This is a genomic window from Arsenophonus apicola, from assembly GCF_020268605.1.
GTDB classification, from domain to species: Bacteria; Pseudomonadota; Gammaproteobacteria; order Enterobacterales; family Enterobacteriaceae; genus Arsenophonus; species Arsenophonus apicola.
In genome coordinates, this window is sequence record NZ_CP084222.1 from 3,198,266 (window position 1) to 3,213,166 (window position 14,901).

Below are 14,901 nucleotides of genomic sequence, written 5' to 3' on the forward strand. Positions count from 1 at the left end.
AAAAATGGTAGTCAGAAACACCAACATTTTTTAAATAACTGGGATACTCATGTTTTTCTTTTAAAGGCACAGCAAGGATCGGATAAATGTTTAGAAAAAAATAGGGACGACCCAAAATGGGTAAATAAGTGTATTCAACGTTCTGAAAAGGAAATAGCTGAGTACATCGAAAAAAACAAAGCGACTCAATCTGAAAAATGGCAAGAAAACCCCTACAAAAATTGATCTGAGTAACAAGAGCGGCCTGATCAAACATGCCCACTGCGAATGAAATTAATCATAATAATTGATTCAATTCTAAAAAGTAGCTAATAACACGCTATAGAATCGATTTAAACATAAACAATAAACCATATCCTTTACAGTCATTTTATATAACCAATAAGAATCAAACAAAGGTATTATATAACACCTTTGTTTGCATCAAAAAGCCAATAATTTTATTTAAACTTCTTTATTTCGGTAGGCACGACGGCGGTCGTTTTCTGTTAAATAACGTTTTCTTAAACGAATTGATTGTGGCGTAACTTCCACTAATTCATCATCATCGATAAATTCTAACGCCTGTTCTAATGTTTTTTTGATCGGCGGGGATAAAGTCGTTGCTTCATCGGTTCCTGAAGCACGCACATTGGTCAATTTTTTACCGGTTAAACAGTTAACAGTCAAATCATTAGAGCGGGAATGGATACCAATAATTTGTCCTTCATAGACTTCAGCACCATGACCAAGAAATAACTTACCCCGATCTTGCAAACTATAAAGCGCATAAGCTACCGCTTTACCTTGACCATTTGAGATCATGACACCATTTTGGCGGCGACCAATTTCACCAGGACGCACATCATCATAGTGACTAAAGGTTGCATACAGCAAGCCTGTCCCTGAGGTCATAGTCATAAATTCAGTTCGAAAACCAATTAGCCCACGACTTGGAATAATATAATCAAGCCGTACTCGTCCTTTTCCATCAGGCAACATATCACGCAGTTCACCTTTACGTTCACCTAATGCCATCATAACATCGCCTTGGTGCCGCTCTTCAATATCGAGGGTAACCTGTTCAAAAGGTTCTTGTTTACGACCTTCAAATTGACGGAAAATTACTTTAGGTCGAGAAACAGCTAATTCGAAACCTTCACGGCGCATGTTTTCAATTAATACTGAAAGGTGCAACTCACCACGACCGGAAACACGGAAAGCATCGGGATCTTCAGTCTCTTCTACCCGTAATGCAACATTATGCACTAACTCTTTTTTCAGACGATCTAAAATTTGACGAGAAGTTACATATTTTCCTTCACGGCCACAAAACGGTGAAGTATTAACACAAAAATACATACTTACCGTTGGCTCATCAACGGCCAGTGCTGGTAATGCTTCAATATTATTTGGATCACATAAGGTATCTGATATATTTAATTCCCCCAGACCTGTTAAGGCAATAATATCACCGGCTTGAGCAATTTCAGAGTCGATACGCTCTAATCCTAAATGCGTTAAGACCTTACCCACTTTAGCACTACGTGTTTTGCCTTCACTATTGACAATAGTGATGGTCTGATTGGGTTTCACCGCGCCACGCTTAATGCGACCAATACCAATAACACCCAGATAATTATTGTAATCAAGCTGAGATATTTGCATTTGGAAAGCACCTGCCAGATCTACCTGCGGCGGAGCAACATATTTTACGATTGCTTCATAGAGTGGCGTCATATCTGCCGCCATCTCATTATAATCGGTTCCAGCAATACCATTTAAGGCTGAGGCGTAAATGATCGGAAAATCAAGTTGCTCATCAGTCGCCCCTAAGTTGACAAACAGATCAAAAACTTGATCAACTACCCAATCAGGCCTAGCACCTGGACGATCGATTTTATTAACCACCACAATCGGTTTTAAACCGTGAGCAAAGGCTTTTTGCGTAACGAAACGGGTTTGCGGCATCGGGCCGTCCATTGCATCAACCAATAGCAATACACTATCAACCATTGACATAACCCGTTCAACCTCACCACCAAAATCAGCATGGCCCGGGGTATCAACAATATTAATTCGATAATCATGCCATTTGATGGCGGTATTTTTTGCCAAAATTGTGATGCCACGCTCTTTTTCCAAGTCATTGGAATCCATTACACGCTCATCGAGGTTATTACGTTCACCAAAGGTGCCAGATTGTTGTAATAATTTATCGACCAGTGTCGTTTTTCCATGATCGACGTGGGCGATGATGGCGATATTTCTTAAATTTTCAATAGACACAAATTGTTACCATATTATCTAACTGGAAAGGATTAAATGACTCTGGCCAAGCAGTGGCTTGCCGGTAGGCATCTACACATATGCTGTTATTTTACACATAATATTGGCTGAGTGAAATAAATGTGAACTGTATCAAGTTAAATAATCCGCCGAAATGAGCAGATTATTGCTTCAAAGGCATTTAAACGATGGGATAAAATTATTCCTCTTGTTTGTTAGCAAATGCTTTCCTTACATTCTAAATGGCCCTTCTTGCAACCCTAAATGACAATAAACTTTCCTCTTTAGAGAAGATGTTTAGAGTAACTTTTTTGACACCAATTATTGTTAAAAATATCAAGATAATTATTATGATCGTAGCTGCTAAAAATGGATTAAGATAAATAAAAGCATTTATTAAAAATTTTTCTTAGCTATCAACCCAATTAGATTGTTAGCTAGTTAAGATATTTGCGATTTTCATTTTAGGCAAGCTAGCATAATTTTCATGGCTCCAGGCCTTTTTAAAAATATTAATAACGTTACCATTATTCGATACCCATAGATAATTGCTGAAATAATTTTCTGCTATTTGACTAAACTCTTCATCTTGCTGCAATATTAACTTTTTCACATCAGCAATAATTTTCTTTTTACCATCAACATTGTCTGAAAGATAAAATTGAGTGAATGGTTTAATACAATTGTTAATATCTTCACTTTGTCTAATTTTTCTTTGCGTAAGGAATAATTTTCAAGGTTTTTTGTATAAAAATATCTTTCAATAAAGGATCAGATTGAGACTAATTTAACTGATTTAGGTATTGTATAAACTTTGGCTCTACTATTTTTTCCATAGCTCAATTAATAGATTAAACTGTTTATCATTAACACCATTTTTGAGAAAAATACTAGTGACTATTTTTTAAATATTACTACTCTCTGGCGTTACCCATTGATAAAGAAAAGAAAAGTATATACTATTTTGAAAAAATTTTTCTCAATATTTTCAGATAATACAAAATCATTATTTTTTAAGTTAATTAATTGGACTAAATTATTTTTTATTTCGGCAAGTAAAGTATTAAAAAGCACCGCTGTTCTTTCTGACTTTAAATAACCAGTCTTAGCTAGATAAATAATTTTTTCATAGCCACTAAAATTGGTCGCAATTTTACCTTTAATATCGATATTCCTTTTTATAATGTGGCAAAGAGTTGCAAAATTTTTATCATATCTTGCTGATACTGAAAACTGTAAATCTGACGGAATTATCGTGTTACGAATATCTTTAACGACATTAGTAATACTACTTTTTAGTTGTTTTAATCGACTACCTATATTATCTGTTTTTTTATAAATGGATTAAGATCATTTATCCTCTGATAACTGCTAACATTATTTAGCATTATAAACTCCTTTCATTATTAAATATGCTTATTTCCATGATTATAAGTCAGTATTTCACACTCAATAATCTAAGCAAACTAGCGATAGCAAAAATTAGCTGCAAAAGCAGCTAATTGGCTGTTTTGAACAAAATTTATCCGGTATTACGCATGCCAGCAGCAATCCCGGCAATCGTTACCATTAGCGCTTGTTCAATATAGGGATCCGGTTGTTGCTGTTGTCGAGAGCGATGCAATAACTCCGCCTGTAAGACATTTAAAGGATCGGTATAAACATTTCTTAAGGCAACGGATTCTGCAATCCACGGTAGATCCGCCATTAATGTTTTATCTTTCGAGATAGCAAGTACACTGTTAATATCTTGCGCCAGCTGGTGACGTAGCTCTTCGCCTAATGGCCAAAGTCGTTTTTCAACCAGCCGCTGATCATAATATTCAGCTAACCATAAATCAGCTTTAGCAAAAACCATCTCCAACATCGCAATGCGAGTCTTAAAAAAAGGCCAGTTATGCCACATATCATCAAGCACTGATTTCATGCCACTATCAATCACATGCTGCAATGCTGCCCCTGCGCCTAACCAGGCAGGTAACATTAAGCGATTTTGCGACCAGGCAAAAATCCATGGAATAGCCCGCAATGTCTCTACACCCCCGTCCTGACGACGTTTTGTCGGCCTCGACCCTAGTGGTAATTTAGCTAATTCAAGCTCGGGTGTGGCAGCACGAAAATAGGGAACAAAATCCGGTTTTTGGCAGACATAATCGCGATACATATTACATGATATATCAGATAATATTTCCATAACCGCACGCCATTCCGGTTTAGGTTCTGGTGGTGGCAATAAATTAGCTTCCAGTATTGCGCTAGTATAAATAAATAAACTACTCATCGTCACTTGTGGTAAACCATACTTGAAGCGGATCATTTCCCCTTGCTCAGTGGCTCTTAATCCGCCTTTTAAACTACCGGGTGGCTGAGACAGCAACGCTGAATGTGCGGGTGCTCCGCCGCGGCCTACGGTACCACCACGACCATGGAATAGAGTTAATTTAACTTTTTCTTTGTCACAAAGTTTAATCAGCGCTTCTTGAGCGCAATACTGAGCCCACGAAGCCGCCATCACACCTGCATCTTTGGCTGAATCTGAGTAACCGATCATAACCATTTGTTTATCATCGATAATCTCACGATACCAGGGAATAGTGAGCAATTTTTGCATTACACTTTCAGCGTTATTTAAATCATCTAGGGTTTCAAATAGTGGCACCACTGGCAGTTTTAATGAACATCCGCTTTCTTTAAGCAACAATTTTACCGCTAATACATCAGATGGCACTTTCGCCATGGAAATAACATAAGCGGCAATAGCATCCGCCGGTGAATCAGCAATCACCTGGCAAGTCGCTAATACTTCTTGCGTTTCTGCACTAGGCTGCCAATTTTTCGGACAAAGTGGCCGTTTAGAGCTGAGTTCAGACAATAGAAAAGTCTGTTTTTCTTCCTCTGACCAATTTTTATAGTCACCTAACTCAAGGTAATGGAGTAACTCTGCTAATGCATCAGTATGGCGGCTACTTTCCTGCCGGATATCAATCCGTACTAATTGCAAACCAAAACAACGAATGCGACGTAAGGTATCGAGTAATTGTCCATTGGCGATAATTGGCATACCGCAAGCAATCAGGGATTGATAACAAGTGTAAAGTGGTTGCCAAAGTTGTTGATTATCATAAAGATAGTCTTCAGGTGGCAAGACCTTTTCACCTTTAATACAACTGTCCAGATAATCGAGTGTATTACGTAAACGACTACGTAAACCTTTTGCAATCTGACGATAAGGCTCATCAATATCATCACCACCCGCTAATTGTCTCAGTTCAGGCGTTGCTTCTGACATTGATAATTCAGAGACCAAGATTTGAATGTCAGCTAAAAAAAGTTCAGCGGCTTTCCAGCGACTGAGTAAAAGCGCTTCTTGTGTGACAGCGGCGGTAACAAATGGATTACCATCACGATCTCCCCCCATCCAGGAAGTGAAGCGGATCAAATTCGTGTCAACAGGTAAATTAATCGCCAAACTCGTTTCAAGCTGTTCATTAAGTTCACGTAAAAAAGCAGGAACGCCTTCCCATAATGAGTTTTCAACCACGGTAAAACCCCATTTGGCCTCATCAATCGGCGTAGGGCGATTTTTGCGGATTTCATCAGTATGCCAGCATTGGGCAATTAATTGACGTAACCGTCGCATAATATTATTACGTTCATAATCCACTAAATCATCATGATCTAACTGTGCGAGACAGCTATTCACTTCAATCAATTTGTGAATTAAAGTTCGGCGTGCAATTTCTGTTGGATGGGCAGTTAAGACTAATTCAATCGATAATTCATCGATCGCTTTGGTTATTACCTTTTTAGTAAATCGTTTTTCTTTTAAGCGAGTAAAAAGATTGGCCAATACCTCAGGATTACTGGATGCTTCACCATGAGGAGAAATGCTATAGTATTGCTCTGCGACATTGGCTAGATTAAGAAATTGATTAAATGCCCTGGCGACAGGCAGTAGTTCATCATTAGAGAGATTCTGTAAGGTTTTCAATAAAGCTTGACGCTGTGCTTTATTTCCTGCTCGGGAAGATTTTGATAATTTACGGATAGATTCTACTTTATCTAAGATATCCTCACCCAAAGCATTTTTAATTGTATCACCTAATAATTTACCTAACATACTTACATTACTGCGCATCGCTGAATATTGTTGATCCATTAAGACTCCTAACTTTCACTGCCCAAACATTTATTTATGCATTATATAAGTTGAAACAGTTTTATCAGTAGATAATTACCCTTTCCACGCTAATAACAGAATAGCGAAATAATACCATTCTCTTATGATATAACGGATATTGGCTTTATCATCAAACCTAAACCTATATCAAAAAGTATGGCATCTTTATAAAAGTTTATAATTGACTTATTGCCACTATGAAGCGTATTTCAGTTCAAGCTAGGGAGCAATTCCAGCATATTATTAGATGAACGACTAGCTAATATTATTAACTGTCCAGTACAAGTGACCCAACTAAGCAGAGTAATGACGCCTCTGCTTTTGTTGGCTATCAATGCATACGGAAGCACGATGACTATGCCATTATTATGGCGATTAAAGTAATTGTGATAAACGATTCAGATCAGACTGGATTGCACCCGCCATCACATCACGTCCAGCACCTGGGCCTCTGATTACTAATGGATTATCACGATACCAACGACTTTTAAGGGCAAAAACATTATCACCCGGTAACAAAGCTGCCAAAGGATGATCAGGCATAATAGCTTCAACGCCGACTTTGGCTCGTTTCTTTGTGGCATCAAAGCGAGCAACATACCGCAAGACCATGCCCATTTCCTGAGCAGCCTGGAGACGTTGTGCCATTTGTTCATTAATGACCATACTATTTTCAAAAAACTCATCCAGATCACCGGTTGCCGCTTCAGTTGTAACTAATGACTCGACCCGCACCTGTTCAGGTTCAATTTCATAGCCCGCTTCCCGTGCCAAAATGATCAATTGACGCATTACATCTTGCCCAGAGAGATCAATTCGTGGATCTGGCTCGGTTAAGCCTTGCTGCCAAGCTTGTTCTACCAATTGATTGAACGGTACCGTGCCATCGAATTGTAAAAATAACCAAGATAAGGTAGCAGAAAAAATACCACTAATAGAAAGGATTTTATCACCACTCTCTTTTAAATCACGTACAGTATAATTTATTGGTAATCCAGCCCCGACTGTCGCATTATACAACCAGTATCGACCTGTTTTTGCAAAAGCATCACGGATCTGACGGTAGTCATCGCTCAACAGAGCACCAGATACCTTATTGGCACTGATTAGATGAAAACCATAACTAGCAAAATCAAGATAGCTTTTTGCTAATAGGTCACTGGCTGTTATATCCAGTACAACCAGATCATCAAACGGATGATCCCGCATCCAGAGTAAAAGTGCTTCATCTTGATGTATTGTTGCATCATGATCAAAAAAAGCTAATACTCTACTTGGATCGATGCCCTCATAATTTAACAGGCTACGGCAACTATCAACTACCCCGGCGAGAATAAATTCGAAATCACTACGGGCGGAAATTGTTTTTTGCTCGGTGGCAAACAATTCCAACCAGCGAGAACCAATGTTACCTTTACCAAACAGAACCAAGCCAATACGTTTTTCCGCCCGAAATAAGCTCTGGTGTAATCCCTGCACTAAATGTGATGTTTGAGTCGCGCGTAAAACAGCTACCAGACTTATTTCTTCTTCAGAGTGCCAAATAAATTCAACCGGTTGATCTTTTAATTGTTGATAGAAACGATGACTATGCAGCGGATTTTTACCCACACCGGCTCCGACAAGGGCAACCAAAGAAAATTGATCACGTAATGATAAATCTTCTACTACCGTCATCTCCTTCAATACTGCCAGAGCACTAGCGGCAACCTCTGAGGTATAACATAACTGGATCAATTTTCGATCTGGATGTAAGCCAGTCGCTAATGGCCGCAACTGTCTTCGCTTTAGCAATAAATCGATCTCTTTATAGATTTGGCTAAAATTTTGCTGATTTGCCAGGTTTAATTCAACCAGACAAACATCATCATGGCTAGTAACAATTTTGACACCCGTACCTGATGCCAAAACACGCTCTATTTTTGTCGAACCCTGTTCAGGCTGATAACTACATCTAAGTTGTAAATCAATATTAGTGACAGAAATTGGCTGTAACGTGCGAGTATGAAGTACCGGTGCGGCTAAACGCGCTAATTCGCTGGCTTCATCAAGGCGTAATAATGGCAGCAAACAAGCATCTTTGACTTTGCGCGGATCAGCACTGTATACACCAGCAACATCACTCCAAATAGTTACTTTATTAACCTCCGCCAATGCTCCTACTTGGGTTGCTGAATAATCACTACCATTACGCCCTAATAATACCGTTTTACCTTGTTTATTTTGGGCAATAAAACCAGTCACCACCAACCGTTTATTAGGATGTTGTTGCAAAAGCTGTTGTAATAATGGGCGTGAGAGGGTTTCATCTACCTGGGGTTGAGCAGCAAATTCTGCACGCAAGAAAAGTCGTGCATCTAACCAATGACTTGGTAAACCAAATTCTTCCAATACCGCGGACATTAAACGCGCAGACCAAATTTCTCCATGACCAACAATTTCTGCATAAATATCATCATGAATAGTTTTCTCGACTAAGGTGCTTAAGCGATCAAGATCAGCTAAAAAAGCTAACTTTAATACCTGCCCTTTTGTGCCTGGTAATAGCCCAATAATAAGATCCTGTTGATAACGGCGTATTGACTGCTGTACCTGACTGGCTAAAGCACGATCAGTTTGACTTAACTTCAGCCAATCAATTAACTGATTGGTTGTTGTTCCTGCCGCAGATACCACCATTAAATCACCTGGCTGGCTATAATTTGCCATAATATTAGCCACTCGCTGATAACATTTCACATCAGCTAAACTACTACCACCAAATTTATGTAATTGACGATGGTGATATTTTACTGCTCTCGCTGTCACTGCATTCATGATAAAAAGTTACCTCTTCGCTACTCGCTGAAACGCGTTACCTAATCTTCAATAGCTACTGAAAAACTTAATAATTTTTTATTGGTAGTTGCTAGCTTACATCAAATAATGCGCTGCTAATATAGCACTTAACCAATGACATATGGTTAACATTGTTGGTTTAGCTAACATAATATCCATTCACTAAAAGAATTGAAAAGCTAATCAAACATAACCAAATGGACATCAAGATGTTAATACATCTGGAAATCCAAAATACTTTACGTTTAAATCAAGTAGTGGGATAATTATCAATATTAAAAAATGACAATAAACAATAGAATATTAGAAACTTATTAAACAAATTTTTGCCAACTAAGGCTATATTTATACAGCAACTAAATAAATTCTTCTATTGATTGACTTAACTTAAGGTATCCCATGGCTGAGTGGAATGGTGATTATGTTAGCCCTTATGCTGAACATGGTAAAAAAAGCGAGCAAGTAAAAAAGATCACAGTATCTATCCCATTAAAAGTACTTAAAATCTTGACAGACGAACGCACTCGTAGACAAATTAATAATTTACGCCATGCGACAAATAGTGAATTGCTTTGTGAAGCATTTTTACACGCGTTTACTGGGCAACCGTTACCAAATGATGATGATTTACGCAAAGAGCGTGATGATGAAATTCCAGAAGCTGCAAAAATCATTATGCGCCAAAGAGGTATTGATCCAGACACTTGGGAATATTAATTATTTTCCTTATTTTTCAAAGAGTAAATAATTAAAGTTTTTGCAAAAATGGTCTTGGTTTAATTGTTTATTAATTGAATTATTTTAGTTTTATATAACAGTAACACTCCGATATTAAGCGAAGTGTTACTCCTATATTATAAGCATGATTTTGCTTGTATCATTGAGCGATTATTATTTTTTCATGCCTGGAATATTGAATCGCTGCTTGAAGCGATCAACGCGGCCACCAGAAGCCACATCACGCTGTTTACCGGTATAGAATGGATGGCATTTACCACAAACATCCAAATTCAGATTATGATTAACAGTTGATTTAATTTTCATTACATTACCGCAAGAACAAGTCGCAGTAACTTCTTCATATTTAGGATGAATATCTTTTTTCATAGAAAACCTCTAGTTAGGCCGTATCGCTATCTAACCCTAACGCTAGACACCATACGTCAAATCGATTAACAATAGTGATTAGTAACCATCAAGATTACTAATAAAGGTGGCGGATCATACAGAAAATCTGCTTATAGCGCAATGAAATCTATTCAAATAATGTGATACTCTAGCTTTTATGTCTTATAAATAACATGTATGACAATAATTAGGAACATTTAATAATGGCTATTGTTCAAGTGGCGCTCCCTGTTCCGCTGATGAGCGCTTTTGATTACCAATCCAATTTTCCTTTACCCATTAAAGGTTGCCGGGTATTGGTACCTTTTGGTAAGCGTACTATCTTAGGTATTGTACTATCGCATAATCAAGATAGTAAACTCAGTTGTGAACAATTAAAAACCATTGAACAAGTTTTAGATCAAGAATCACTATTTTCAGATAGTTTATGGTCATTACTCCTTTGGGCCTCTCAGTATTACCATCATCCGATCGGTGAAGTCCTATTTCATGCACTACCGGTTTTACTACGGCAAGGCAAAGCGGCAACATTTTCTCCGCTATGGCAGTGGCAAATCACTGAGCAGGGTAAAATTTTTGCCCTAAACCAGCTTAAACGAGCACCGAAACAGCAACAGGCACTCGCATTATTACAGCAACAACCCCTTTATCGACACCAAATAGTAGAATATGAATTGAGTGAAAATGCGCTACAAGCACTAAAAAAGAGAAACTTAATTCAACTATTAGCCATCCAGCCAGAAATGGAAAGTTGGCATGCTGATTTTCACATCTGTGGTGAAAAACCAAAACTCAATCTAGAACAGTCCACTGCGGTAGGGACTATAAGTTCTCAGCCAACATTTACGCCTTGGTTATTAATGGGCATAACGGGTTCTGGTAAAACAGAAGTGTATCTCAGTGTCATTGAAAATGTTTTAACGCAAGGTAAACAAGCATTAGTCCTGGTGCCCGAAATTAGTCTTACCCCGCAAACTATTCAACGATTTAGTGAGCGATTTAATGCTCCCGTGGATGTGCTACATTCTGCATTAAATGATAGTGAGCGACTGGCGGTCTGGTTGCGTGCACAAAAAGGACACAGTGCGATTGTGATTGGTACACGCTCCGCATTATTCACAGCTTTTGCTAATCTTGGCTTAATCATTATTGATGAAGAACACGATAACTCTTACAAACAACAAGACGGATGGCGTTATCATGCCCGTGATCTGGCTGTTTTGCGTGCCAAAAAAGAGAACATTCCCATTATTATGGGAACAGCAACACCTTCGTTAGAAAGTCTCTATAATATTGAGCAAGGAAAATATCACCGTCTAGATCTCACCCAACGCGCTGGAAACGCTAAACCGGCAAGTCAACATTTACTCGATTTAAAAGGCCAGCCATTAAAATATGGTATGTCCAGACCATTAATTCAGCGTATGGAAGATCATTTGGCAGCCAATAATCAGGTGATGCTATTTTTAAATCGCCGCGGCTATTCACCAACATTAATTTGCCATGATTGTGGCTGGATTGCTGAGTGTTCACGGTGTGATCGTTATTACACATTACACCATCATCAACGTCAGCTTCGTTGCCATCACTGTGATAGTCAACTGCCAATCCCAATACAATGTTCACACTGTGGCTCTACGCATCTGCTGCCTGTCGGTTTAGGAACTGAACAGTTAGAAGAGGCGATTAATCAGCTTTTCCCTGAGATACCGGTTACCCGCATTGACAGAGATACCACTCGGCGTAAAGGGGAATTAGAAAAACAGCTAGCAACTGTCTATGCAGGTGGTGCTCGGATTTTGATCGGTACCCAAATGCTCGCAAAAGGACACCATTTTCCTGATGTTACTCTGGTTGCCCTACTGAATGTCGATGGCGCACTTTTTTCCAGTGATTATCGGGCGACAGAAAGATTTGCTCAACTTTATATCCAAGTATCTGGACGGGCTGGGCGAGCCGGTAAGCATGGCGAAGTGATCCTACAAACCTACCACCCTGAACATCCATTATTATCGACACTATTAGAAAAAGGCTATAACGCGTTCGCAGCAGAAACACTAGCGGAACGACGAGATGTTTTTTTGCCACCACATAGCAGTCATGTCATGATCCGTTCAGAAGATCACCATAACCAGACTGCACCTAATTTTTTAAACAAGCTTCGCCAATATATAGAACAACATAACATGCGCGACTCGCAACTTTGGTTATTGGGTCCTATACCGGCAATCCAGGCTAAACGGGCAGGCCGTTTCCGTTGGCAATTACTGTTGCAACATCCTTCGCGCTCCTATTTACAACAATTTCTTTCGCATATATTACCTGAAATTATGGCCTACCCTGAAAGTCGAAAAGTAAAATGGAATATTGATGTAGACCCGACCGAAAATTAGTCGTTGCAATTACTCATCTACACCTATTGAATCAAATAAAATTAGCTTTATGCGAAGCTAATCTATAAATAAATCTAATTAAATAATTCAGAGAAATTTATTTAAAAATTTGGCGGCTAACGTGCTTAAAATAAGTAAACGCAAAGATTAAATCGACGCTATTATTAATTAAGGACGCGAGGTGGCGCTATGGAACAAAAGATCAATCACCACAACGCAACGATGAAGGATGTTGCTAACGCAGCCGGAGTGTCTACTGCAACCGTTTCACGCGCACTGACCAAGCCAGATCAAGTTTCTGCCAAGACGCGCCAGAAAGTTGAACAAGCTGCGTCGAAAACGGGTTATGATGCCTTTTGTCTGACAAAAAATACAAAATCAAGCAAACCTAAAACTATTTTTGTCGCTATACCCGATATTACCAACCCTATTTGTCCTGATATTATTAGTGGTATTGAGCAAGTGGCTGCTGAACAAGGATATATGGTACTAATTGGTGATTGTAAACATTATCAAAAACAACAACACCCACTTATTGATATATTTATTAGCCAACAAATTGATGGCATCGTGTTACTCAATTCTAATATTCCGTTTACACTCACCAATAGAAAAGCAAAAGATTTTCCACCGATAGTGGTTGCAAATGAATTTGTACCTGAATTCAAACTTGCTACTATAAATATTGATAATCTAACATACTCTTTTAACGCAATTAACTATTTACAAAAACTGGGTCATAAATATATTGCTTGCATAACAGGCCCAGAAACCGCTCTGTCTTGCCAATATCGTTTGCAGGGTTACATTCAAGCGATACAGCGGGCAGGTAATAAAGTGCAACAGGAATATATTATTAACAGTGATTTTAGTTACCAAGGTGGAGCTGGAGGCATAAAAAAACTTTTTGCATTACCTAAGCCACCTAGCGCAATTTTTTGCCATAATGATATTATGGCTATCGGTGCTATATGGCAAGCCAAACGTATGGGGCTAACATTACCAAAAGATGTATCTATTATTGGATTTGGCAATCTCAACTTTGCACAATATAGCGAACCCGCTCTTACTACAATCGAGCAACCTCGCTTTGAAATTGGTCGCCAAGCAATGTTACTACTTTTAGCAAAAATTCAAGGCCATAGAATAGATAAAAATGCAAAATTGCTAGACTGCCATTTAATTATCTGTGATAGTGTTTGTCCACCTACAAACTAGTCAAAAGTGATTAGGTTAAGTAACCTATAATGAATTAATGTAACTTTTTTATTAATCAGCGAATTGAAAAGTGGCACAAAAAGATTACGTAAGACGAGGACGCACAACGTCCCGCAAAAATAAACATTCAGGCAAGAAAAAATCAAATCAAGGATTGCCAAAAACAACCCTTGTTGTCGCTATTGCCATCGTCGTTATCTTTATTGGCGGTTTATATTTCATTACGCAAAATAAACGCGTTCCGGTGCTTAACAGAACAATCACACCAAACACCAATCAGCCAGTCAGCAGTCTACCTCCTAAGCCAGAAGAACGATGGCGCTATATAAAAGAGCTGGAAAAGCGGGGCACTGATCTGCCAAACTTTAATCGCTCAACTAAATCAAATATTAATAACACAACTGAATTAACCAATGAACAACGTCAGCTTCTGGAGCAGATTGATGCGGATAGACGCAATCCTGTCACTAATCTATCCGAAGTACCTAATAATGATAATGTTCCCCGCTCACGCGTCATCATTAATGGCCCGCCAATAGAATCACCTCTGCGGTTAAAACCCGCACCCCAGCTTCAGCAACCAACCAATAGCCAACAAAAAATAGTGGTACAATGTGGTTCATTTAAAAACCTGGAGCAAGCAGAATCAATTAAAGCTAATCTGGCATTCGCAGGTTTAGAAAGTAGAATTAGTTCGACAGATGACTGGCATCGTGTCGTCCTTGGGCCTTACAACAAAGAAACAGCAGAAAAAATACGTGACCGAGCTAAATCTGTCGGCTTATCTGGCTGTATTCTTCGTACAAGTAAGGGTTGAAAAATGATTATTATCCCCCATTTACATTCCTAATAGCGTAAATACAGACTTTTTATGTA

The 14,901-nt window shown here is 38.6% G+C and carries 8 protein-coding genes; 4 read left to right on the forward strand and 4 right to left on the reverse strand.

Annotated features, from left to right (window positions below; translation table 11 throughout):
• Window positions 1–444: 444 nt before the first annotated feature.
• From typA to LDL57_RS15190, 3 genes are all read right to left on the reverse strand, one after another.
• Window positions 445–2,268 carry a ribosome-dependent GTPase TypA gene (gene typA / locus LDL57_RS15180; protein ID WP_180560330.1) on the reverse strand — a complete coding sequence of 608 codons (1,824 nt, stop codon included), beginning with the start codon at window positions 2,266–2,268 and terminating at the stop codon, window positions 445–447.
• 1,522 nt (window positions 2,269–3,790) lie between these two features.
• A complete protein-coding gene (gene ppc / locus LDL57_RS15185) occupies window positions 3,791–6,427 on the reverse strand; it encodes a phosphoenolpyruvate carboxylase (protein WP_180560329.1) in 2,637 nt (878 codons plus the stop codon).
• Between the two features lie 396 nt (window positions 6,428–6,823).
• Window positions 6,824–9,265, reverse strand: coding sequence for a bifunctional aspartate kinase/homoserine dehydrogenase II (locus tag LDL57_RS15190; protein WP_180559034.1), 2,442 nt, complete (start codon window positions 9,263–9,265; stop codon window positions 6,824–6,826).
• Between the two features lie 420 nt (window positions 9,266–9,685).
• On the opposite strand from LDL57_RS15190, the gene metJ reads away from it, so the two are divergent.
• Entirely contained in the window at window positions 9,686–10,003 is a 318-nt protein-coding gene (gene metJ, locus LDL57_RS15195; protein ID WP_180559035.1) for a met regulon transcriptional regulator MetJ, read from the forward strand.
• A 174-nt stretch (window positions 10,004–10,177) separates the two neighbouring features.
• Here the strand turns inward: metJ and rpmE are convergent, their stop codons facing one another.
• Entirely contained in the window at window positions 10,178–10,393 is a 216-nt protein-coding gene (gene rpmE, locus LDL57_RS15200; RefSeq protein ID WP_180559036.1) for a 50S ribosomal protein L31, read from the reverse strand.
• A gap of 224 nt (window positions 10,394–10,617) precedes the next feature.
• Here rpmE and priA point away from each other — a divergent pair, with 224 nt between their 5' ends.
• The 3 genes from priA to LDL57_RS15215 all read left to right on the forward strand — a co-directional run bounded on the left by priA (window position 10,618) and on the right by LDL57_RS15215 (window position 14,842).
• On the forward strand, window positions 10,618–12,807 hold the full coding sequence (gene priA, locus LDL57_RS15205; protein WP_180559037.1) for a primosomal protein N': 2,190 nt from the start codon (window positions 10,618–10,620) through the stop codon (window positions 12,805–12,807).
• Window positions 12,808–12,996: 189 nt separating this feature from the next.
• Window positions 12,997–14,025 carry a DNA-binding transcriptional regulator CytR gene (cytR, locus tag LDL57_RS15210; protein ID WP_180559038.1) on the forward strand — a complete coding sequence of 343 codons (1,029 nt, stop codon included), beginning with the start codon at window positions 12,997–12,999 and terminating at the stop codon, window positions 14,023–14,025.
• A gap of 70 nt (window positions 14,026–14,095) precedes the next feature.
• Entirely contained in the window at window positions 14,096–14,842 is a 747-nt protein-coding gene (locus LDL57_RS15215) for an SPOR domain-containing protein (protein ID WP_180559039.1), read from the forward strand.
• Window positions 14,843–14,901: the final 59 nt, after the last annotated feature.